At 61.7% G+C, this 22,774-nt stretch carries 20 protein-coding genes and 1 pseudogene; 15 read left to right on the forward strand and 6 right to left on the reverse strand.

All coding sequences use genetic code 11. The features are described 5' to 3' along the window. Window positions 1-207: 207 nt before the first annotated feature. Entirely contained in the window at window positions 208-1,242 is a 1,035-nt protein-coding gene (locus AB4O36_RS21375) for a LacI family DNA-binding transcriptional regulator (RefSeq protein WP_460140209.1), read from the forward strand. Between the two features lie 35 nt (window positions 1,243-1,277). On the opposite strand, the gene AB4O36_RS21380 is transcribed toward AB4O36_RS21375, so the two are convergent. Beyond that, window positions 1,278-2,615 carry an MFS transporter gene (locus AB4O36_RS21380; protein ID WP_460140210.1) on the reverse strand — a complete coding sequence of 446 codons (1,338 nt, stop codon included), beginning with the start codon at window positions 2,613-2,615 and terminating at the stop codon, window positions 1,278-1,280. A 222-nt stretch (window positions 2,616-2,837) separates the two neighbouring features. Here AB4O36_RS21380 and AB4O36_RS21385 point away from each other — a divergent pair, with 222 nt between their 5' ends. The 5 genes from AB4O36_RS21385 to AB4O36_RS21405 all read left to right on the forward strand — a co-directional run bounded on the left by AB4O36_RS21385 (window position 2,838) and on the right by AB4O36_RS21405 (window position 8,873). Then, window positions 2,838-3,167, forward strand: coding sequence for a hypothetical protein (locus tag AB4O36_RS21385; protein ID WP_460140211.1), 330 nt, complete (start codon window positions 2,838-2,840; stop codon window positions 3,165-3,167). Window positions 3,168-3,740: 573 nt separating this feature from the next. Further along, on the forward strand, window positions 3,741-4,217 hold the full coding sequence (locus AB4O36_RS21390) for a formate dehydrogenase subunit gamma (protein ID WP_460117806.1): 477 nt from the start codon (window positions 3,741-3,743) through the stop codon (window positions 4,215-4,217). Then, window positions 4,214-5,776, forward strand: a complete 1,563-nt coding sequence (locus AB4O36_RS21395; protein ID WP_460140212.1) for a formate dehydrogenase beta subunit — start codon at window positions 4,214-4,216, stop codon at window positions 5,774-5,776. Before AB4O36_RS21390 ends, AB4O36_RS21395 begins: the two co-directional genes overlap by 4 nt. Further along, window positions 5,773-8,655, forward strand: coding sequence for a formate dehydrogenase subunit alpha (gene fdhF / locus AB4O36_RS21400; RefSeq protein ID WP_460140213.1), 2,883 nt, complete (start codon window positions 5,773-5,775; stop codon window positions 8,653-8,655). Before AB4O36_RS21395 ends, fdhF begins: the two co-directional genes overlap by 4 nt. Then, on the forward strand, window positions 8,652-8,873 hold the full coding sequence (locus AB4O36_RS21405) for a formate dehydrogenase subunit delta (RefSeq protein WP_460140214.1): 222 nt from the start codon (window positions 8,652-8,654) through the stop codon (window positions 8,871-8,873). Before fdhF ends, AB4O36_RS21405 begins: the two co-directional genes overlap by 4 nt. Before the next feature lie 789 nt (window positions 8,874-9,662). On the opposite strand, the gene AB4O36_RS21410 is transcribed toward AB4O36_RS21405, so the two are convergent. Further along, window positions 9,663-11,012 carry an ATP-binding protein gene (locus AB4O36_RS21410; protein WP_460117814.1) on the reverse strand — a complete coding sequence of 450 codons (1,350 nt, stop codon included), beginning with the start codon at window positions 11,010-11,012 and terminating at the stop codon, window positions 9,663-9,665. Beyond that, a complete protein-coding gene (locus AB4O36_RS21415; protein ID WP_460140215.1) occupies window positions 11,009-11,719 on the reverse strand; it encodes a response regulator in 711 nt (236 codons plus the stop codon). The genes AB4O36_RS21410 and AB4O36_RS21415 overlap by 4 nt, the downstream gene beginning before the upstream one ends. A gap of 168 nt (window positions 11,720-11,887) precedes the next feature. Between AB4O36_RS21415 and AB4O36_RS21420 the strand changes: the two genes are divergently transcribed. The 5 genes and pseudogenes from AB4O36_RS21420 to AB4O36_RS21440 all read left to right on the forward strand — a co-directional run bounded on the left by AB4O36_RS21420 (window position 11,888) and on the right by AB4O36_RS21440 (window position 15,646). Then, window positions 11,888-12,688 carry an MlaA family lipoprotein gene (locus tag AB4O36_RS21420; protein ID WP_460140216.1) on the forward strand — a complete coding sequence of 267 codons (801 nt, stop codon included), beginning with the start codon at window positions 11,888-11,890 and terminating at the stop codon, window positions 12,686-12,688. Further along, window positions 12,678-12,914 (forward strand): annotated as a pseudogene (locus AB4O36_RS21425) (hypothetical protein); the annotation flags it as partial. The gene AB4O36_RS21420 and the pseudogene AB4O36_RS21425, both read left to right, overlap by 11 nt. Before the next feature lie 94 nt (window positions 12,915-13,008). Then, complete coding sequence (locus AB4O36_RS21430) at window positions 13,009-14,931, forward strand: alkaline phosphatase D family protein (protein ID WP_460140217.1); 1,923 nt, start codon at window positions 13,009-13,011, stop codon at window positions 14,929-14,931. 209 nt (window positions 14,932-15,140) lie between these two features. After that, complete coding sequence (locus AB4O36_RS21435; protein WP_460117821.1) at window positions 15,141-15,395, forward strand: type II toxin-antitoxin system prevent-host-death family antitoxin; 255 nt, start codon at window positions 15,141-15,143, stop codon at window positions 15,393-15,395. Further along, window positions 15,392-15,646 (forward strand): Txe/YoeB family addiction module toxin, encoded by a 255-nt coding sequence (locus tag AB4O36_RS21440; RefSeq protein ID WP_460117823.1) that lies wholly within the window; start codon window positions 15,392-15,394, stop codon window positions 15,644-15,646. The genes AB4O36_RS21435 and AB4O36_RS21440 overlap by 4 nt, the downstream gene beginning before the upstream one ends. Window positions 15,647-15,649: 3 nt before the next feature. Here AB4O36_RS21440 and AB4O36_RS21445 read toward each other — a convergent pair whose 3' ends face one another. Further along, window positions 15,650-16,825 (reverse strand): acetylornithine transaminase, encoded by a 1,176-nt coding sequence (locus AB4O36_RS21445; RefSeq protein ID WP_460140218.1) that lies wholly within the window; start codon window positions 16,823-16,825, stop codon window positions 15,650-15,652. Window positions 16,826-16,927: 102 nt separating this feature from the next. On the opposite strand from AB4O36_RS21445, the gene AB4O36_RS21450 reads away from it, so the two are divergent. Both AB4O36_RS21450 and AB4O36_RS21455 read left to right on the forward strand, forming a co-directional pair. Next, window positions 16,928-17,833: a LysR family transcriptional regulator gene (locus AB4O36_RS21450; protein ID WP_460140219.1), complete on the forward strand. Its 906-nt coding sequence runs from the start codon at window positions 16,928-16,930 to the stop codon at window positions 17,831-17,833. 65 nt (window positions 17,834-17,898) lie between these two features. Next, window positions 17,899-18,912, forward strand: a complete 1,014-nt coding sequence (locus AB4O36_RS21455; RefSeq protein WP_460140220.1) for a sensor domain-containing diguanylate cyclase — start codon at window positions 17,899-17,901, stop codon at window positions 18,910-18,912. Between the two features lie 10 nt (window positions 18,913-18,922). Here the strand turns inward: AB4O36_RS21455 and msrA are convergent, their stop codons facing one another. Together msrA and msrB are read right to left on the reverse strand one after the other, a co-directional pair. Continuing rightward, window positions 18,923-19,630 (reverse strand): peptide-methionine (S)-S-oxide reductase MsrA, encoded by a 708-nt coding sequence (gene msrA, locus AB4O36_RS21460; RefSeq protein ID WP_460117830.1) that lies wholly within the window; start codon window positions 19,628-19,630, stop codon window positions 18,923-18,925. A gap of 28 nt (window positions 19,631-19,658) precedes the next feature. Next, window positions 19,659-20,177: a peptide-methionine (R)-S-oxide reductase MsrB gene (gene msrB / locus AB4O36_RS21465; RefSeq protein ID WP_460140221.1), complete on the reverse strand. Its 519-nt coding sequence runs from the start codon at window positions 20,175-20,177 to the stop codon at window positions 19,659-19,661. 151 nt (window positions 20,178-20,328) lie between these two features. On the opposite strand from msrB, the gene AB4O36_RS21470 reads away from it, so the two are divergent. Then, window positions 20,329-21,045: a response regulator transcription factor gene (locus AB4O36_RS21470; protein WP_460117833.1), complete on the forward strand. Its 717-nt coding sequence runs from the start codon at window positions 20,329-20,331 to the stop codon at window positions 21,043-21,045. Continuing rightward, entirely contained in the window at window positions 21,042-22,559 is a 1,518-nt protein-coding gene (locus AB4O36_RS21475) for a sensor histidine kinase (RefSeq protein ID WP_460140222.1), read from the forward strand. Before AB4O36_RS21470 ends, AB4O36_RS21475 begins: the two co-directional genes overlap by 4 nt. Window positions 22,560-22,774: the final 215 nt, after the last annotated feature.

Consider the following 22,774-nt stretch of genomic DNA (forward strand, 5'->3'; position numbering starts at 1 on the left):
TGTCTGACTCTTCAAAATGAGGGCAGAGGTCAAAAAGTCGGCCGCGTCCGGCGTATTTTTATTGTGTTACCCAAACGTTTGGGTTGACCGAATGTAGATTCCGAAAAACGTTTAGTCAATCGTTTGGGTAAAGGATTTTTCCGGGAGGATGCAGCCCTTGGGTTAGAATCCGGGGCTTAACAACAGACGGTCGGAAGCCCCGCACACATGCCGAATCAATCTCGCCCCGCCACGCTGAAATCCATGGCGGCTGAACTCGGGTTGCACGTCTCGACGGTGTCCCGCGTGCTCAATGGCGACCCCAACGGCGTAGAGCGTGCGGCGTCGCCCGAGGTGGTGGCGCGTATTCGCGCACTGGCCGAGGCCCTGGATTACCGGCCAAACACCCAGGCTTCCAACCTGAAATTGCGCAAGAGCCAGGAAATCTGCGTGCTCATGCCCCGCCTCACCGACCTGGTGATGGCGACCATTTATGACAGCATCGACACCGCCGCCGAGCAGGCCGGCTACCTCACCTTCGTCTCCAACACCGACGACCAGCAACCCCGCCAACTGGCCCGTGCCGAGCACGCCTTGCGCCGTTCGGTGGCCGGGCTGATCGTGGCGGACTCGCACCTGGGCGACAGCCAGCCGCTGCTGGACTTGCTGACACGCAAGCACATCCCCTACGTGCTGGCCAGCCGGCAGATTGCCGGACATCTGGCGGCAGCGAGCGACGACGAATTGGGCGGCTGGCTGGCGGCGCAACATTTGTTTGAGCTGGGTTATCGCGACGTGGCGATCCTGGCGGGCGAGCGCCATGCGTCCACCGGTGCTGATCGTACCCGTGGGTTCATTCGCTACTACCGCGAGCAGGGCCTGACGTTGAATCCGCAGTGGACCATTAATGGTCCTTTTGACAGCCTGACCGGCCATCAACAAGGCGAGTACCTGCTGGGGCTCACCCCACGTCCTCAGGCGTTTTTTGCGGTCAACGACTTCCTGGCCATCGGCCTGATGGGTGCCGCCCGCGACAAGGGGCTGATGCCGGGAAAGGACATCGCCGTCGTGGGTTTCAACGACATCACCCTGGCCAACGAACTGACCGTGCCGCTCACCAGCGTGCGCTTGCAGTTGGCGGACATGGGCCGACACGCCGTTGAGTTGTTGCTCAAACGCATCCAGGGCGAGCCTGCCCAGTCGATCATCCTCGCCCCGCAGTTGCAGGTGCGAGCGAGCTCTTCGCGGCGTTGCGCTGACTGAAGGCGCTTCCGTGCGCCCGCAGGTCTTGAATGGCGTTACGCCGTCGCGCCGACACCAGCACGTTTTTCATCGCTCGGCACGTCATGCAGGGAAATGCGCGATGTCTCCGGCAACGCCAACCCACCCGCCAACGCCAGCAGCGCAATCGCGATGAGGTAAAACGCCGGCGACAGGTTGCTGCCCGTGGTGGTGATCAGCCAGGTGGCGACCAATGGCGCAGTACCGCCGAAGATGGTGTAGGCCATGTTGTAGGTAATCGCCGAGGCGGTGTAGCGAGTGCGTGTCGGAAAGGTTTCCGAGAGCAAGGCCGCCGTGACTACGCCGCACAACACCGCGCCAATCGCCAACAACATCACGCCGACGACGGACGCGGCGAACGAGCCGGAACTGGCCATCAGGAACGAGGGGTACACGACCACGATCAGCAGGATGCCGGCAGTTGCCACGGTTTTTCGCCGGCCAAACCGATCCGAGTACAGCCCGGCCAGCGGGCAGATCGCCGCCGCGAACAACAAGGCGATCAGCGACACCAGCAACGCGGTGGCGCGGCTCAGGCCACCGGCGACTTGCAGGTAGGTGGCAAAGTAGGTGGTGAACATATAGAACGACAGCGCCGTGAGTGACACGAATGCGCCCAGGCAGCAGATGGCTGCACCATGGTTGCGCAGGGTTTCCTTGAGCGGAGAATGCGCGACGGCGTGTTCCTCGGTCACCGCCTGGAAGGCCGGTGTCTCGTCCAGTTTCCAGCGCAGGTAAAGGCCCACCAGCCCCAGCGGCGCAGCAATCAGGAACGGCAGGCGCCAGCCCCAGCTGCCCATGGCATCGGCCGACAACGAGGCTTCGAGTGCGTAGGCCACCACCGCCGCTGCGGCGAAAGCGGAAAACGTCGACACCGGAATGAAGCTGCCGTACCAGGCGCGCTTGTCGCTCGGCGCGTGCTCCATCAGGTAGGCACAGGCGCCCGCGTACTCGCCCCCGGCAGAAAAGCCCTGGGCGCACCGGATCAGTGACAGCAGGATCGGCGCCGCCACCCCAATCGCCGCATAAGTGGGCAGCAGGCCAATCAACGTGGTCGCACCGGCCATCAACAGAATCGTCATCGCCAGGGTGCGCTTGCGACCGATCTTGTCACCCAGCATGCCGAAAAAGAGCCCGCCCAGCGGGCGAAAGGCAAACGCCACGGCGAACACGGCGAAAGTCTTGAGCAACGCCGCACTGGCGTCGCCACTGGGGAAAAACTGCTGGGCGATGGTGGTCGCCAAAAAGCCGTAGACCGCGAAGTCGAACCACTCGACGAAATTGCCGATCCCGGCGGCCACGATCACCCTTCTCAGGGTCTGCGGGCTGACCTGCTCTGTCGTTACACTCGTCATGCTGAACCTCGCCATTTCGTCCATTCACGTCCGATTATCGGGGTAGCCACCCACGCGGTTCGGCTCAGATGTGCCGTTCGCGTAGTCAGTAACGACCTGTCGCGGGTCAGACAGGCAGGTTTCGGGCCATCACGCAGCTGTGGATAACCCGATGCCTCCTTTTATCCACAGCGGTACAATCGTGCGCCCCTGATCCACCACCGCCCTTAAAAGGACTCGCCCATGGAATCACAGCTGGAAACCGTCGCCCTGTTCTCGCTGAAACTTGCCTATGAGTCGGACGGGCAAAGCCCGATTTTGCGCGACGACCTGGTGATGGGGGATTACCAGCGGGATGTGTTTGAGCTGCTGGTAAAGCGTGGCGATGTGGCGGGGATCCAGATGAAGGTGGGGGAATGCGTAGGGTTGGCGATGGAGGCTGTGGGTGGAGTGGAGAAGCCGTTGGGGCGGGAGTTGCAGCGGTTGGCGGCTGAGGTGAGTTGTGTGGGGACGATGGGGGAGCTTGGTGTTCCGGTGGGGGCTTTGAGGCAGTATTTGAAGGACATCCTGTGAGCGCCCGTTAGAAAGCGTAGTTCCGGCTGGAAGCGCTGTGATGCGGGGTGTCTGGTTATCAGCGTTATCGTTGAAGTCCATCGCGGGCAAGCCCGCTCCCACAATGGCCCTGTGTAACGCAGGGCAATGTGGAACAAGCGAGCCCGCTCGCGATTAGGGCGATGCGATCCCCACGGGTTGGGGCTAATGTGTTTCAAGGTTTTTGCGCAGCCAGCTCTGCGCCGTAGATTTGCCTACCCTTCTGATGCTGTTTATCAAGCCTGGCGGTTGGTATACAGGCTATATCGACAAGCCCTGCCGGGCATTGGGTCCTCATCTAGACTCAATGGAGAGTCGTAGACAGAACTGAGCACGTCGCTTTGGTGCGTTTAAAGCCAGGGCGTCGTGGCAATCTGGCTTTTATGCCCTTCAGAGGCGCGGCGAAGACCGTGCCGGGCACAACAAGATGCCCGCTCAGGGTGCCCTGGCCGCCGGCCGTTAGATGCCACGAATCGTGACGTGGCGAGTGCCGCAGCCGACACTTTCGGACAACCGACAACCATCTGGTGTGTCCGTGACCGTGAGGATTGCGCAATGCCTGATGAGAGTTTGCACCTGTCCGTGGTTAACAGCCTGCTGGAGCGCCATGCGGGCTCGGCGGGGGCGCTGTTGCCGGTTCTTCATGATATTCAGGAACGCATCGGGTATATCCCGGATGCCGCCGTGCCCGAGATAGCCCACGCGCTGAACCAGAGTCAGGCGGAGGTGCGCGGGGTGATCAGTTTTTACCATGATTTTCGTACTGCCCCGCCCGCCCGGCACATTCTGCGTTTGTGCCGCGCCGAGTCGTGCCAGAGCCGTGGGGCCGAGCAGTTGGCGGCGCAGTTGCGCGAGCGCTTGCAGCTCGATGATCACGGCAGCAGCGCCGATGGCAACATCAGCTTGCGCCCGGTTTACTGCCTGGGCGCCTGCGCCTGCTCGCCGGCCCTGGAACTCGATGGCCGGGTGCATGCGCGGCTCAGTGCCGAGCGCCTGGATGCGTTGCTGGACGCCTGCCGGGAGGACGCATGATGCCCACTCTCTATTTGCCAGCCGATTCCCTGGCCCGTGCCGTGGGCGCCGATGAGGTGTCGACGGCGCTGATCACACAGGCAAAAGAAAGCAACCTGCCGCTGGAACTGCAACGCACCAGCTCCCGTGGTTTGTACTGGCTGGAGCCATTGCTGGAAGTGGACAGCCCGCAAGGCCGGCTCGGCTTCGGGCCGATGACCGCCGCCGACGTGCCGTCGGTGCTCGAGGCCCTGCAAAACCCTGCTTTCAGCCATCCGCTGGCCCTCGGACTGGTGGAGCAATTGCCTTATCTGAAGACGCAACAACGTTTGCTGTTCGCCCGCGCCGGCATTACCCGGCCCTTGTCGCTGGACGATTACAGAGCCCACGGAGGCTTCGAGGGGCTGAAAAGGGCCGTCGAATTGGGCGGCGAGCAGACGGCCACGGCGGTGTTCGATTCCGGCCTGCGCGGCCGGGGCGGCGCGGCGTTTCCGGCGGGGATCAAGTGGCGCACGGTGCGCGGCACCCAGGCTGCGCAGAAGTACATTGTGTGCAACGCCGACGAGGGCGACTCCGGCACCTTTGCCGACCGTATGTTGATGGAAGGCGATCCGTTTTTGCTGATCGAAGGCATGGCGATTGCCGGCGTCTGCGTCGGCGCGACCTATGGCTACATTTACGTGCGTTCGGAATACCCGGATGCGGTGGCGGTGTTGCGTCAGGCGATCAACCTGGCGCGCCAGGCCGGTTACCTGGGCGCGAACGTCGGTGGCAGCGGTTTGACCTTCGACATGGAAGTGCGCGTGGGTGCCGGGGCCTACATTTGCGGTGAAGAAACCGCGCTGTTGGATTCATTGGAAGGCAAACGCGGCTACGTGCGTGCCAAGCCGCCCATTCCGGCGCTCAAAGGTTTGTTCGGCCTGCCGACCCTCGTGCACAACGTGCTGACGCTGGCGTCGGTGCCGTTGATTCTGGCCAAGGGCGCACAGTTTTATCGCGATTACGGCATGGGCCGTTCGCTGGGCACCATGCCCTTCCAGCTGGCCGGCAACATTCGCCACGGTGGCCTGGTGGAACGGGCCTTTGGCCTGACCCTGCGCGAACTGGTGGAAGACTACGGCGGTGGCACCGCCAGTGGCCGGCCGTTGAAAGCCGCGCAGGTCGGTGGCCCGCTGGGCGCCTGGGTGCCGCCGGGGCAATTCGATACGCCGCTGGACTACGAAGCGTTTGCCGCCATGGGCGCGATGCTCGGCCACGGTGGCGTGGTGGTGGCGGACGACAGCCTCGACATGGCGCACATGGCGCGCTTCGCCTTGCAGTTCTGCGCCGAGGAATCCTGCGGCAAGTGCACGCCCTGCCGGATCGGCTCCACCCGGGGTGTCGAAGTCATCGACCGCCTGCTGGCAGCGCCGGACCAGAGCGGTCGCGATGAGCAGGCCATCATCCTCAAGGACCTGTGCGACACCCTGCAATACGGTTCGTTGTGCGCATTGGGCGGCATGACTTCCTATCCGGTGGCCAGCGCCCTCAAGCATTTCCCTGCCGACTTCGGTCTGCACGCCTCGGAGGCCGAGCAATGATCACTCTCTTCGACCCGAAAACCGATATCGACCTGGGCACGCCCGCCCGCGACAGCCAGGTGCAAATCACCCTGAATATCGACGGCCGCAGCATCACAGTGCCCGAAGGCACCTCGGTGATGCGAGCCGCCGCGCTGATGGGCACCACCATCCCCAAACTCTGCGCCACCGACAGCCTGGAAGCCTTCGGTTCCTGCCGCATGTGCCTGGTGGAAATCGACGGCATGCGCGGGTATCCGGCGTCGTGCACCACGCCGGTCACCGAAGGCATGACCGTGCACACCCAGACGCCGAAACTGGCGACCCTGCGCCGCAATGTCATGGAGCTGTACATCTCCGATCACCCGCTCGATTGCCTGACCTGCTCGGCCAACGGCAACTGCGAACTGCAAACCGTCGCCGGGCAAGTGGGCCTGCGCGAGGTGCGTTATGGCTACGAAGGCGAGAACCACCTGGCGGATGTGAAAGACACCTCCAACCCGTATTTCGATTACGACCCGAGCAAGTGCATCGTCTGCAACCGCTGCGTGCGCGCCTGCGAAGAAACCCAGGGCACTTTTGCCCTGACGGTCACCGGGCGCGGGTTTGAATCGCGGATCTCGGCGGCCGGTGGCGAGGACTTTCTGGACTCCGAATGCGTGTCCTGCGGTGCCTGCGTGCAGGCCTGCCCGACCGCCACACTGATGGAAAAAAGCGTCGTCGAGATGGGCCAGCCTGAACGTGCGGTGATTACCACCTGCGCCTATTGCGGTGTGGGCTGTTCGTTCCGCGCCGAAATGAAGGGCGATCAACTGGTGCGCATGGTGCCGGACAAGAACGGGCAGGCCAACCACGGCCACTCGTGCGTCAAGGGCCGCTTTGCTTGGGGTTACGCCACCCACCCGGATCGCATCACCAAGCCAATGATCCGCAAGCACATCAGTGATCCGTGGCAGGAAGTCAGCTGGGATGAGGCGGTGACCTACGCCGCCAGCGAATTCCGTCGCTTGCAGCAAACATACGGACGCGACTCCATTGGCGGCATCACGTCCAGCCGTTGCACCAACGAAGAAACCTACCTGGTGCAGAAACTGGTGCGCGCCGCGTTCGGCAACAACAACGTCGACACCTGCGCACGGGTCTGCCACTCGCCGACCGGTTATGGTTTGAAACAAACCCTCGGCGAGTCGGCCGGGACCCAGAGCTTCGATTCGGTAATGAAGGCCGATGTGATTCTGGTGATGGGCGCCAACCCGAGCGATGCGCACCCGGTGTTCGGCTCGCAGCTCAAGCGCCGCTTGCGTGAAGGCGCACGATTGATTGTCATCGACCCACGGCGCATCGATCTGGTGGACTCGGTGCATGCCCGCGCCGAGATGCACCTGGCGCTGCGCCCCGGCACCAACGTAGCGATGCTCAATGCCCTGGCGCACACGATCCTCACTGAAGGCCTGCAAGACCAGGCGTTCATCGACGCCCGTTGCGAGGCCAGTGATTTTGCCCGCTGGAGCGAGTTCGTCAGCCGTGCGGAAAACTCGCCGGAAGTGCTCGGCCCGATCTGCGGTGTGCCGGCGGCCGACATCCGCGCCGCTGCCCGCCTCTACGCCACGGGTGGCAACGCGGCCATCTACTACGGCCTGGGCGTGACCGAACACAGTCAGGGCAGCACCTCGGTGATGGGCATCGCCAACCTCGCCATGGCCACCGGCAACATCGGCCGCGAGGGTGTGGGCGTGAACCCGTTGCGCGGGCAGAACAACGTGCAGGGCTCCTGCGACATGGGTTCGTTCCCCCATGAATTGCCCGGCTACCGGCACATCTCCAACGTCGGCGTGCGCACCCAGTTCGAGCAGGCGTGGAACGTCACCCTGCAACCCGATCCGGGGCTGCGTATTCCCAACATGTTCGAGTCGGCGCTGGCCGGCAGTTTCAAGGGCCTTTATTGCCAGGGCGAGGACATCGCCCAGAGCGACCCCAACACCCAACACGTGACGGCGGCCCTGTCGGCGATGGAGTGCGTGGTGGTGCAGGATATTTTCCTCAATGAAACCGCCAAGTTTGCCCATGTGTTTTTGCCGGGCAGTTCGTTCCTGGAGAAGGACGGCACCTTCACCAACGCCGAGCGGCGTATCTCGCGGGTGCGCAAGGTCATGGAACCGCTGGGCGGCAAAGCCGACTGGGAAGGCACCGTGGCCCTGGCGCATGCGCTGGGTTACCCGATGAACTACAAACATCCATCGGAAATCATGGATGAAATCGCCAGCCTGACGCCGACCTTCACCAACGTCAGCTACGCCGAACTGGACCGCCACGGCAGCCTGCAATGGCCCTGCAACGAGGCGGCGCCGGACGGCACGCCGACCATGCACATCGAGGAGTTCGTGCGTGGCAAAGGGCGGTTCATGCTCACCGGGTATGTGCCCACCGAAGAGAAGGTCAACAGCCGTTATCCGCTGCTGCTGACCACCGGGCGCATCCTCAGCCAGTACAACGTGGGCGCGCAGACCCGGCGCACCGACAACGTGGCCTGGCACGACGAAGACCGCCTGGAAATCCACCCGACCGACGCCGAGAGCCGTGGCATCAACGAAGGCGACTGGGTGGGCATCGGCAGCCGCGCCGGGCAGACCGTGCTGCGCGCTCGGGTGACCGAGCGGGTGGCGCCGGGCGTGGTGTACACCACCTTCCACTTCCCGGAATCGGGCGCCAACGTGATCACCACCGACAACTCCGACTGGGCCACCAACTGCCCGGAATACAAGGTCACGGCGGTGGAAGTCAGCCGCGTTTATCACCCATCCGAGTGGCAGAAGCGCTACCAGGCGTTCAGTGATGAACAGCAACGCCTGCTCAAGGAACGCCGTCAGGCACGGGGCGATAAAGCGGAGGCGCGCCAATGAGTACAGCCAACCTGATCAAGATGGCCAACCAGATCGCCCAATACTTCGCCAACGAGCCGGACCAGCAACAGGCCGTGCTCAGCGTGCGCAACCACCTGCAGATGTTCTGGACCCCGGGCATGCGCAAAGAGTTGCTGGCCTGGCAGACCGAGCACCAGGGGGCAGAACTGCACCCGCTGGTGCAGACGGCGGTGAGTGAGGCGGGTTGGGAGGCTTGAGTATTCGCCAAACTCTGTGAGGACTCCACCACTGTGGGAGCGGGGTTGCTCGCGATAGCAACCGGCCAGGCAATGCCGTGGTGACTGGCAAACCGCATCGCGAGCAAGCTCGCTCCTACAATGGTTCTGCATTAACCCTGGACCTGTAGGAGCGAGCTTGCTCGCGATAGCAACCGGCCAGACACTGCTGTGGTGATTGGCACACCGCATCGCGGGCAAGCCCGCTCCCACAATGGTTCTGCATTAACCCTGGACCTGTAGGAGCGAGCTTGCTCGCGATAGCAACCGGCCAGACACTGCCGTGGTGACGGGCACACCGCATCGCGGGCAAGCCCGCTCCTACAATGATTCTGCGTTAACGCCGGACCTGTAGGAGCGAGCTTGCTCGCGATAGCAACCGGCCAGACACTGCTGTGGTGAGGGGTTAGACCGCATCGCGGGCAAGCCCGCTCCTACAATGATTCTGCGTTAACGCCGGACCTGTAGGAGCGAGCTTGCTCGCGATAGCAACCGGCCAGACACTGCTGTGGTGAGGGGTTAGACCGCATCGCGGGCAAGCCCGCTCCTACAATGGTTCTGCGTTAACGCCGGACCTGTAGGAGCGAGCATGCTCGCGATAGCAACCGGCCAGACACTGCCGTGGTGACGGGCAAACCGCATCGCGGGCAAGCCCGCTCCTACAATGGTTCTGCATTAACGCCGGACCTGTAGGAGCGAGCTTGCTCGCGATAGCAACCGGCCAGACACTGCTGTGGCGAGGGGTAGACCGCATCGCGAGCATGCTCGCTCCTACAGGGATGTGTGCACCTCTGGTAGCACCACCAGCGCCTGTAAACCACCCGTGTAGCGATTGCGTAACGTCAGCTTGCCGCCGTGTTCCAGCACAATGGCTCGCGCCGCCGACAAGCCCAGGCCCACGCCGCCGGTGCTTTTGTTACGCGAACCTTCCATGCGGAAAAACGGCGTGAACACCTGCTCAAGGCTCTGCTCTGGAATCCCCGGCCCGCGATCCAGCACCTTGATCCGCACTTCCCCAGCATCGGCCACCAGCTTCATTTCAGGCTCCGCGCCGTACTTGATCGCGTTATCCAGCAGGTTGGTCATCACTCGCTTGAGCCCCAGCGGCCGACCGAAATACACCAACCGTTGCGGACCGCTGAAGGCGACCTCGATGCCCTGGTCGCGGTAATCGTCCTTGAGCGTGTGCAGCAATTCGGCCAGGTCGAACTGGGTCGCCGGCTCCAACCGCGCATCATCGCGGAAGAACTCCAGTGCCGAGTTGATCATCGCCTGCATTTCATCCACATCACGAAACAGCCGCTGCTGTTGCTCGGCGTCTTCGATGAACTCACCTCGCAGGCGCATGCGCGTCAGCGGTGCGCGCAGGTCATGGGAAATGGCGGCGAGCATCTGTGTGCGGTCACGGATAAAGTGTTGCAACTGGGCCTGCATGGCATTAAACGCGAGGATCGCCTGACGGATTTCCTGCGGACCCAGCGGTTCGATGGGCGGGGCGCGGAAGTCCACGCCAAAACGTCTGGCGCCTTCGGTGAATTGCTCCAAGGGCTTGGCCAGGCGCCGCGTGGCGATCAGCGCCACCAACGCGGTCGAGATCAGCACCAGCAGAACGACGATCAAGGTGCGCGGCGTTTCATCGAGCCCCCAACTGCGCGACGGTGCCGAGAACGTCAGCCACGAGCCATCCGACAGTTCGATCACCAGCACATACCGCGCATCCGCCGAGCCCTCGGGCCATTCGCCGGGTTCATAGGCCTCAATGCGTCGATTGGTGGCATGTAACAACGGCAGGAGAATTCTGGAGCCTTCTTCGGAGATGTCATCGTCCACCTCCGGTAACCTGAGATCGTGCCGATCAGCGTGCCAACTGACCTCGAAGCCGCTCTCCGTGACCGTCTGCGCCAATTGCGGCCGCAGCGCTACCGGCGCCGCATCGATCAGGCGGGCGACGGTCGCGGCATTTTCCAGAATGCCGACCTCGGTCAACGGCGGTCGCGCCCACACCCCGGCCAGTTGGATGAACAGCCCGTTGAGCGCCAGGGAAATCAGCATCGCCAGGATGATGGTCAGCGCCACCCAGCGCGCTACCGTGTCGCGGCGAAATCCCTTGAGCCAGTTCATCGCCGTGTCACGCTGGGGGTGAACAGATAGCCGCCGTTGCGCACCGTGCGAATCATCGCCGGGCGCTTGGTGTCGGACTCCAGTTTGCGGCGCAGGCGGCTGACCTGCACGTCGATGCTTCGATCAAAGGCGTCGTGGCTGTGGCCCCGCGCCAGGTCGAGCAACTGCTCGCGGGTGAGAATGCGCTGCGGATGCTCGACAAACACCAGCAGCAGGTCGAACTCGCCCGCCGACAGCGGAATCATGACGTTGTCCGGCGAGCGCAGTTCACGGCGGGTGACGTCCAGGTGCCAGTCGGCGAAGTCGATCAGTGGCCGTGGTCGTTCCTCGGCCAGAGGGCGGCGTTCGTCGACGCGGCGCAGCACGGCGCGCACTCGGGCCAGCAGTTCACGGGCGTCGAAGGGTTTGGTCAGGTAGTCGTCGGCACCCAGCTCCAGCCCGACCACGCGGTCGCTGAGTTCGCCCATGGCGGTGAGCATGATGACCGGCATCGCATGGCGAATGCGCAGTTGCTGGCACAGGATGAGCCCGCTGTCCCCTGGCAGCATCACGTCGAGGATGATCAGGTCCGGCATCTGACGCTCGATGGCCGCCCACAGCGACGCGCCGTCGGTGGCGACTTCGACGCGGTAGCCATGCTGGACGAAGAATTTTTTCAGCAGGTCGAGGACTTCAACGTCGTCATCGACAATCAACAGGCTGTTCACCAAGGGTCACTTAAAAGGCACGAATAGAACCGTCATTCAAAACCATTCGCGGCAGCACGTCATATATTTCAATCGTGCAACAAAACGTCAGCGGCGCAATAAAGCGGACATCTTTACGCAAGGCTCTGGGCCCAGCATCACGGCGAATTTCCCACGAGACTTGCCCCTATGTCGCGTTATGCCCCTGCTCCCTGGCTGGCCCGCAACACCTCAATTGCCGTGATCGTCGTTGGCCTGGCCGGTTGCAGCAGCCAGCCACCGGCCCCGGAGGTGGAGGCCGATGTGCGTTGCGCCGATGTGAACTATTCGGTGTATGACCCAGCGGAGCCGGTCAACCGTGGGATCTTCGCCTTCAACCGAGTGGTGGACGACTACGCCCTGGCGCCGGTTGCCCGGGGTTACCGTCACCTGCCGGATTTTTTCCAGACGGGTGTGCATTACTTCGTCAACAACTTCGGCGAACCCAAGGTGTTCATCAACGACCTGTTGCAAGGCAATGCGCAGCGTTCGGCCAACACACTGGGGCGGTTCGTGATCAACACCACGGTGGGCGTGGTGGGCCTGTTCGACGTGTCAGGCAAACTGGGCATCGCCCGTCACCAGGCCGATTTCGGTCAGACCTTTGGCGTGTGGGGTATCGGCAACGGACCAATCGTCGAGCTGCCGCTGCTCGGCACCTCCAACAGCCGCGACGCCGCCGGTCGGGTGCTGAGTTTTGTCGTCGATCCGTTTGGCGACAACAGCGACACCGTGGACACGCTCTCGACCGTCAATACCGTGGGTGACATCGTAGACGGCCGCGCTGAGGCATTGCCGCTCACCGACAGCCTGAAAAAACTGCCGGATTATTACAGCGCGCTGCGCAACGTGGTGGCCGAGCATCGTGCCGGTTTTGTGATTGAGGGCAAACAAGGGTCGCCAAAGGCATCCAAGCCACACTGCACAGGAGCATCGGCTGATGGTTTTTGAACTGCTGCAACAACGCACCACCCGCGAGGACGAGGCGGCGCTGCACTGCCGGGAAATCACCCTGCGGTTTTCCCCGGACTGCCGGCAACTGGTGCTCAGCCGCTACAGCGAACATTACGGCCCGGCGCTGGTACGCTGGATCGAGCGCAGCCATACGGTGTCAGTCAGCGAGTTGTTTCGCTGGCTGGTGGCCAATGGAGAAACGGCAATAAGACGCCACGAATCACCGGCGAATCATGCTGTTTCAACACAGCCATTCCTGGCTCCTCTGCGCTCTGCGGTATCATCGGCCACCCAAGCGCCACGAGTCTTGAACCCGGATGTCCGTATCTCTGCCATTACCTGACGATGATTCTTCACTGCCAGCGGTTCTCGCAGGGCCCATGCTGCGACGGCTGGAGCCTACGCGGCTGGTCTTGTGGCTCGTAGGAAGTCGGGCGCTGGCGCTGACGTTACGTCTGCAAGGTGTTGGCGACATCCGTCTGGATGCCGGGCAGTGCACGGTGATCCCGGTCGGTCGTCATGCTTTTGTGCATTTGATCGATGTGCCGCTGGACAGCGCCCTGCCCTGCGACACGTTGATCGATTACGACCTGCTGATCGACGGCTTGAGCGGCATTGCTGAATGGGCGCCCCATCTGGTGTACGGCGCGGCGACTTGTCCGAATGTTGTCCTGCGCTCGCGTATCGACCAGTTGTTGCACGGTTCCTGCCGAAAACCGCATCACCCGGCAGTTGACGGTTTGCTTTGTGTGGACGGCTTGCTGGCTTCGACGCATGAAGCAACAGAGCGGCCCGCGATGCTGCTGATGAGCGGCGATCAGGTGTACGCCGACGATGTCGCCGGACCGATGCTGCGGGCGATTCATGCGTTGATCGAGCGCCTCGGCCTGTTTGGCGAGCATCTGGAGGGCGCGGTGGTCAGTGACAGCGCCAAGCTCTACGAACACCCGGCCAGCTACTACCACCGTGCGGATTTGCTACCGGCGCTGCGAAGCAACGAAACCCTGCGCGAGCGATTTTTCGGCGGCACACGTAAGCCGATTTTCACCAGCAGCAGTGCCGACAACCATTTGGTGACCTTCGCCGAAGTCATGGCCATGTACCTGCTGGTCTGGTCTCCAGTGCCCTGGACGCTGATCGCGCCTAAACCGCCGAAGCTGATCCCCGAGCGCCGTGAGCATTATGCCCTGGAGCAGACGCGCATCGATGCGTTCAAGGCTGGCCTGCCCCGTGTCGCCCGGGCCTTCGCGCACCTGCCATGCCTGATGATTTTCGACGATCACGACATAACCGACGACTGGAACCTTTCCGCGCAATGGGAAGAAACGGCCTACGGCCATCCGTTCTCCAAGCGCATCATCGGTAACGCGCTGATTGCCTACCTGCTGTGCCAGGGCTGGGGCAACAACCCGGATGTGTTCGGCGCCTTACTTGAGAAGGCCAATGGTTTCAGTACCACCGGCGACGACGGCTACCTCGACAGCCCGGTGCAGGACGCCTTGATCGACGAACTGCTGAAGTTCCAGCACTGGCATTACGTGCTGCCCACCACCCCGGCGCTGGTGGTGCTCGACACCCGCACCCGGCGCTGGCGCAGCGAGATGACACTCAAGCAACCCTCGGGTCTGCTGGACTGGGAAGCCTTGTGTGAACTGCAACAGGAACTGCTGGATCACCCTTCGGCGATCATCGTTTCCCCCGCTCCGATATTCGGCGTCAAACTGATCGAGACCGTGCAGCGGGTCTTCAGCTGGCTGGGTTACCCCCTGCTGGTGGACGCGGAAAACTGGATGGCCCATCGCGGCGCAGCGCAGGTGATCCTGAACATTTTCCGACACTCGCGTACACCGGGAAACTACGTGGTGCTGTCCGGCGACGTGCATTATTCCTTCGTTTACGAAGTGTTTATCCGCCACCGCAAGGGCGGCCCACGGATCTGGCAAATCACCAGCAGCGGCATCAAGAACGAATTCCCGCCCGCCCTGCTGGAATGGTTCGACCGTCTCAACCGCTGGCTCTATTCCCCACGCTCACCCTTGAACTGGCTGACCAAACGTCGGCGCATGCGCATCGTGCCGCATGTGCCCGAGCATGCCGAAGCGGGCGAGCGCCTGTGGAACTCGGCGGGGATCGGCCAGGTGTTCTTCAATGAACAGGGGCAACCGCAGGCGATCTACCAGCACAACGCCAACGGCGCACCGAAAACCCGGATGATCCCCCCTGAACCCGAGGACCTGTAGGAGCGAGCTTGCTCCTACAGTTGTCCGTGTTGTCTGCTTGATTACGCTAGGACCTGGACTACATCAGTCACAGAAACGTCTCGAATCGGCTTGAGCGATACTTCAGAGCGAACGCAGATACGTCGTCTGCGAAACAACCATTGGTAGGTATCGCCTTGTCAACCTGTACTCATTTCTGTACGTTCGTCGCATCAAGCGAGGACGACAATATGCAAACCATTAACTACACCACCGCACGCGCGCACCTTGCCGAAACCATGGATCGAGTTAACGAAGACCGAGCACCATTGCTGGTGACTCGCCAGAAAGGCGAGCCAGTCGTAATGATGTCCCTGGCGGAATACAACGCCCTCGAAGAAACAGCGTATCTCCTGCGCTCACCGGCCAACGCTGAGCGTCTGATCAAATCGATCAGCAACCTGCGAGCAGGGAAAACAAAAACCAGGCAACTTATCGAAGAATGAACATCGAATTCACTCCTGAAGGTTGGGAAGACTATTTGTGGTTCCAACAAAACGATAAAGCAGGTTTGAAGCGCATCAATCTGTTGATCAAATCAATTCAGCGCGAACCGTTCGATGGTCTCGGAAAGCCAGAACCGCTCAAACACAACTTGAGCGGTTTTTGGTCACGTCGGATTACGGCAGAGCACCGATTGGTCTACGCCGTCGAAGGCGGTGAAATCTGCATCGTCATGTGCAGATACCATTACTGATATTCACCCCTCCCGTACCACCCGCCCCACCCCTCTGACAATCATCTCCACCTCCCGCTCATCGATCGTCAACGGCGGCAGCAGGCGAATGGTCTTGCCGCGTGTGACATTGATCAGCAAGCCGTGATCTCGGGCGGCGATCAGGGCTAGGTCGCGGATGGGTTGCTTGAGTTCGATGCCGATCATCAAGCCTTGGCCGCGAATCGCCAGGACGTTGGGGTTGTCGGCCAACTCGATGCGTAATTTTTCGAGCAGCCGTGCTCCCTGCACTTTGGCGTTCTCCAGCAGCCCCTGTTCCTCGATGATCTCCAGCACGGTGCAACCCACGCGGCAAGCCAGCGGGTTGCCGCCGAAGGTGCTGCCGTGGCTGCCTGGGGTGAACAGTTCGGCGGCTCGTCCACGAGCCAGGCAGGCGCCGATGGGGACGCCGTTACCGAGGCCCTTGGCCAGGGTCATCACGTCCGGGACGATGCCTTCGTGCTGAAAGGCGAACCACTGTCCCGTGCGGCCGATACCGGTCTGGATTTCATCGAGCATCAGCAGCCAGCCGTGCCGGCTGCACACATCGCGGAGCGCCTTGAGGTACCCGGGTGGTGCCGGTTGTACGCCGCTCTCGCCCTGGATCGGTTCCATGAGGATCGCGGCAATGCGCGGGCCATGGGCCTTTTGCACCTTGCCCAACGCCTTGAGGTCACCGAATGGCACTTTGACGAAGTCCCCCGGCAGTTTGTTGTAGCCCAGGCGCACCGCCGGGCCATCGCTGGCCGACAGGGTGCCGAGCGTGCGGCCATGGAAAGCGTTTTCCATGACCACCACCAGCGGTTGTTCGATACCTTTGTGCCAGCCATGCAGACGCGCCAGTTTCAACGCGGTTTCGTTCGCCTCGGCACCGGAGTTGTTGAAAAACACCTTCTCCATGTCCGCCAATCGCGTCAGTTTCTGCGCCAACTGTTGCTGCCAGTCGATGCTGTAGAGGTTGGAGGTGTGCAGCAACAGGCCGGCCTGTTCGCTGATGGCGGAGACGATTTTCGGATGTGAGTGACCGACGTTGGTCACCGCCACCCCTGCCACCGCGTCCAGGTACTCTCGCCCGGCCTGGTCCCACAAACGCGTGCCCAGCCCTTTGCTGAAGCTCAGGGCCAGTGGTTGGTAAGTGCTCATCAGGCAGGCGGCGGTCATGGCATCAAGCTCCATCAAGGGTGGCGTTTTTGCCAGTATGGTTAGCCACCTGAAATGGATAAACTCTGTAAAACTTAATTCATTTATAAGTCAGGCTTGATAATGGACTTGTTCCAGGCAATGACCGTTTACGTCAAAGTGGTGGAAACAGGCAGCATGACCGCTGCGGCTTTGCAGTGCGAAATGTCCACCACAATGGTGGGCAATCACCTGCGAGCCCTGGAGAAACGTCTTGGCGTGCGCTTGCTCAACCGTACGACACGGCGCCAGCGGTTGACGGAATTCGGCACCGCGTACTATCAGCGCTGCCTGGAGGTACTGGGGTTGGTGGCCGAATCCGAGCGCCTGGCCGAGCAGGCACTGGATGAGCCGAGCGGCACCTTGCGCATCACTGCCCCGTTGACGTTCGGCACGGAAAAACTGGCACCGGCCCTGAGCGAGTTCACGCTGTTGTACCCGCACGTCAAACTCGATGTGGTCCTGACCAATCGCCGCCCGGACCTGTTGGAAAACGGTTTCGACGTGGCCTTTCGCCTCGGCCATATGGAACAGCAGAATCTGATCGCCCGCCCCTTGATCGACTATCCGCTGACCATGTGCGCCTCCCCCGCCTACCTGGCGCGACGTGGCAATCCGCAAACCCCGGAGGAGTTGCAATTGCACGACTGTCTGTCGTTCGCCTACCCGGCAGGCGACGACTGGCACTCGGTGGAAAAACAATGGCGCCTGAGTGGACCCGATGGCGAGATTGCCGTCGCGGTCAACGGGCCAATGCTCATCAACAGCTCCGCCGGGCTACACCAGGCTGCCCGTAAAGGCATGGGTATCGTAATGTTGCCTGATGCGCTGGTGGAGCAGGATCTGGAGAACGGCAAATTGATTGCCCTGATGCCGGACTTCTTGCCCCCTAGCCGGCCGATGAGCCTGATGTACGCGCAAGATCGCTACCGTTTGCCGAAACTGCGTCGCTTTGTCGATTTCGCCATGCAGATGTGGGGCAAGCACTAGGCGGCTGAACAACTGTTCGACTAATCTGCTGGGCACGCGGATCATTTTCGTCAGGGAGAACGTTGATGGATGGAGCGTCGGAAATTGAAACGCTGAAGTTCAATCTATCGGATTTGAACGAAGACATGCTGCACACCATTCTGGAGTTGGTGAGCGATGGCATCTGGGATTGGAACGCCAATTCCGGATTTGTCTATCGCAACCCCGGCTGGTATGAAATGTTGGGTTACGAACCGCATTCCCTGGAAAACACCGTGCTGACGTGGGAAAGCGTGATACATCCCGACGACTACCCTCGGGTCATGGCCCTGTTCGACGCCTACCTGGAACAACGCTCGACCGGCTACCAGGCCGAGTACCGGTGCCGCGCCAAAGATGGGCGCTATATCTGGATTGAAGACCGAGGCTACGTGATAGCCCGCAATGACGATGGCTCTGTCGCGCGCATGGTCGGCGCCCATCGCAGTATCGATGACAGGAAGCGACTGGTCGAAGCCCTCGAGCGACGCAATGAATCCCTGGAAGCCATGGTTGAAGTACGCACCCAGGAGCTGTCCCGGGTGAACCAGCAGCTACAAACCCAGCTCGAAGAAAACCGCAAACTGGCGCAAACCGACGCGCTGACAGCGACCGCCAACCGACACCTGCTGAGCACCGCCCTGCCCCAGGAATGTGAGCGCGCCCAACGTTTTCGCCAGCCACTGTCGCTGATTGCCATGGACATTGACGACTTCAAGCCGATCAACGACCACTACGGGCACGCCCTTGGGGACGCAGCGCTGGTGCGGGTGGTCGATAAGGTCAAACAATGCGTTCGTGAAGGCGACCTGCTGGTGCGCTGGGGCGGTGACGAGTTCATCATGGTCCTGCCCAATACGAGCCTGGCCGACGCCAGGGCTCTTGCTGAAACCATTCGTAGCAAACTTGCCGACCTTCCCCCGGTCGGCGATTTCCAACTGACACTCAGCATCGGGGTGGTGCAGCGATTCGACGAAGAACACCAGACCGGTTTGCTCGCCAGAGCCGATCAAGCGTTGTATCGGTCGAAAACGGCAGGCAAGAATGTGATTTCCAGTTGAACTCCCGCCCTCAAGGCCCCGCTTTTACCAGCACCGGTTTTTCCTGGTAGCGCTGTGGATACAACTGCTTCAACTGCGCCACCTTCGGCAGATCGTTGATCACGATGTAGGGATACGTCGGATGCTCGGTCAGGAAGTCCTGGTGTTCCTCCTCCGCCGGGTAAAAACCGTTGTAGCGTTCCAGCCGCGTGACGATCGGCTGCTCGAAGGACTTCGTCGCACTCAGTTGGTCGATATAAGCCTGGGCGACACGTTGCTGCTCGCTGTTCTGCACGAAGATTGCCGAACGATATTGCGTGCCGTGGTCCGGTCCCTGGCGGTTGAGTTCAGTGGGGTTGTGCGCCACGGAAAAGTAGATTTGCAGCAAGGTGCCATAGCTCACCTGCGTGGGGTCGAAAGTCACCTGTACCGACTCCGCATGGCCAGTATCCCCTTCACTGACCCGCTCGTATTGCGCAGTACCGGCCGCCCCCCCGGCGTAACCCGACACCGCGCTCTTCACGCCTTTGACATGCTGAAACACGCCTTGTACACCCCAGAAGCAGCCACCGGCGAAGATCGCTGTTTCAGTGTGGGCCTGGGTGTTTTCGTCAATCGCGGGAGGAGGAAGAAGCACCGCCTCTTCAGCCCCGCCAAGGGAAAACGCCGAACACTGCCCGATAACGCCGGCAGCGGCCAGGCCCAACAGGGCACGACGCCAGGTGAACATGGATTTCATGGGCTTACTCCAGAATGAAAAAAACGTATCAAATGGTTTTGGGGTCGAATGTCATGGCGAGGCCGTTCATGCAATAGCGCAGGCCCGTGGGTTTCGGCCCGTCATCGAAAACGTGCCCCAGGTGCCCGCCGCAGCGCCGGCAGTGGACCTCGTCGCGCACCATGCCGAAGCTGCGGTCCTGGCGCGTCGCGACGGCGCCGTCCAGCGGCGCCCAAAAACTTGGCCAGCCTGTGCGGCTGTCGAATTTGGTCGCCGATGAAAACAACGCCAGCTCGCAACCCGCACAGGCGAACGTGCCCTCGCGGTGTTCGTTGTTCAGGGCGCTGCTGTAGGCGCGTTCCGTGCCCTCTTCGCGCAGGATTTCGTATTGCTCGGCACTGAGTTTTGAACGCCATTCGCTGTCGCTGTGGGTGACCTCGAAGACCTCCCCGGCATTGGCTTCGCTGATCAGTGCGCTGGTCGCGGCAAATTTTGGCAATACACCGACGACCACCGCCGCAACCCCCAGCCCACCGCCCGCGAGAAGAAAATGTCGCCGAGAAAACATGGCCGCCTCCAACAATCCAAAGTGCCTTTCGTGGAACACAGCCTAGGCTTGGGTTGATCGCCAAATCCTCACGAGAAGTTAAATAATTCGTGATAACTCTGGCGTTGGAAAACCCGCACAATGTGCCCATTGCGTCGAAGGATTGAACTGGATGGAACAGACCAAACGCGTTCTCGTGGTCGAGGACGACCTGCATATCGCCGACCTTATCTGCCTGCACCTGCGTGACGAGCAGTTCGAGGTGGTGCACTGCGCCGACGGCAACGAAGGTATGCGACGGCTGGAGCAAGGAAGCTGGGACGCATTGATTCTCGATTTGATGCTGCCGGGTGTCGACGGCCTGGAAATCTGTCGGCGCGCTCGCGCCATGGCCCGCTACACACCGATCATCATCACCAGTGCGCGCTCCAGTGAGGTGCACCGGATTCTCGGGCTGGAGCTGGGTGCCGACGACTACCTGGCCAAACCCTTCTCCATGCTCGAGCTGGTGGCCCGGGTCAAGGCGTTGTTACGGCGGGTGGACGCCATGGCGCGCAACCTGAAGATGGACGCCGGCAGCTTGATCATCGACGGACTGTCCATCGACCCGATCACCCGCGAGGTCGCCCTCGATGGCCGGCGACTGGACCTCACGCCAAGGGAGTTCGACCTGCTCTATTTCTTCGCCCGCCAGCCAGGCAAGGTGTTCTCGCGCATGGACCTGCTCAATGCCGTGTGGGGCTACAGCCATGAAGGCTACGAGCACACGGTCAATACCCACATCAACCGCCTGCGCGCCAAGATCGAGGCCGACCCGGCAGACCCGATGCGCATCCTCACGGTGTGGGGTCGGGGTTACAAATTCGCCGCCCCGGATGAACAGCCATGAGGCTGACCCTGACGCAGCGTTTGTCGCTGGTATTCGCCGTGCTGTTGCTGGTGTGCTGCGGCACGTCGGCATGGATGCAGGTGCGCTCCAACCAGATGCACGAGCAGGAAGTGGTGCAGGGGTTGTCACGCGACCTCGCCCAGCACATCGCCCGCGACACCGTGCTGATGGACACCCAGGGCCTGATGCCCAATGCCGTGCGTGATCTGTTCAGCAAGCTGATGCTGGTCAACCCGAGTGTCGAGGTGTATCTGCTCGACACCGAGGGCAAGATCGTCGGCAGCGCGGCGCCCGAAGGACGGATTCACCGCGAGCGTGTCGACCTGGCGCCTATCCAGCGCCTGCTCAAGGGCGATGCCCTGCCGATCCTCGGCGACGACCCGCGCAGCGTCGATGCCCGTAAGGTATTCAGTGCTGCGCCGCTCAAGGTTGACGGCAAAGCCGCCGGCTATCTCTATGTGGTGCTACTGGGCGAAGATCATGATCGCCTGGCCGAACGCGGTGCCACCAGCGCGGCCCTCAACACTGCACTGCTGTCCATCGCCCTGGTCGCCCTGCTTTGCCTGATCGCAGGTCTCACCGCGTTCGCGTTGATCACCCGGCCGTTGCGCCGCTTGACGGAAACCGTCAGCCGGTTCGACATTGATGGCACGCCAATGGCAGCCGCTGCCGCACTCCCTGTGGAAAAGATCGCCAGCCACGACGAAATTGCCATTCTCGATGCGACTTTCCGCCAGATGCAGACACGGCTTAGCGAACAGTGGCGCTCGCTGACCCGCCAGGATCAGGAGCGACGCGAACTGGTCGCGAACATTTCCCATGACCTGCGTACGCCGCTGGCTTCATTGCATGGTTATCTGGAGACCCTGTCGCTGAAGGATACGACGCTGTCCCCAGCCGACCGGCGGCGTTACCTGGGCATCGCCTTGGATCAGAGCCGCAAGGTAGGCGGCCTGGCGCAGTCACTGCTGGAACTGGTAAGGCTCGAACACGGTTTTGTGCAACCGGTGCTTGAGCGCTTTTCGCTGACCGATCTGGTTCAGGACATTTTTCAGAAATTCGAACTGACCGCCGAGGCGCGCCAAGTGGAGCTCAAGGCCAGTTTCGCCCCCAGCGTGGCGGCAGCCTGCGCCGACCTGGGCTTGATCGAAAGGGTGCTGACCAACCTGTTCGACAATGCCTTGCGCCATACGCCGCAGGGTGGAGAAATCGAACTGAGCCTGCGACCTCAGGGAGCTTTCATTGAGGTGACCGTCAGCGATACCGGCCCGGGTATCGCCCCGGAACTGCGCGAAGGCTTGTTCCTGCGGCCGTTCAACATCGGCGGCGCGCGCCGTGACGGCGGACTGGGGCTGAGGATCGTGCACCGGATCCTGCAATTGCATGGCCGCGATATCCAGCTGGTCGACGTGCCCGGGCGCGGCGCGACCTTTCGCTTCACATTGGCGGTAAACCAACAGACAGCGGAACAGTGGGCCGTGCGGTCCATGAACCTCAACACCCCAACCCTGTAAACCCCATCGTGGGAACGGGGATAACGCATCCCCTGTAGGAGCGGACTTGTCCGCGATGGACTCAAGGACGCCGCAGGGTGGCAGCCATCGTTATCGTTAACGACCATCGCCACGTTTCGACGTTTTGACAGGCTCGCTCCTACAGGGGTGACAACCCCGCCCCGGTCCAATAGATTAGTCGGCCGGAAAAAGCCCGCGCGCTTTCTCGTCTCTAT

The sequence above is a fragment of the Pseudomonas sp. S2_E01 genome, assembly GCF_054668365.1.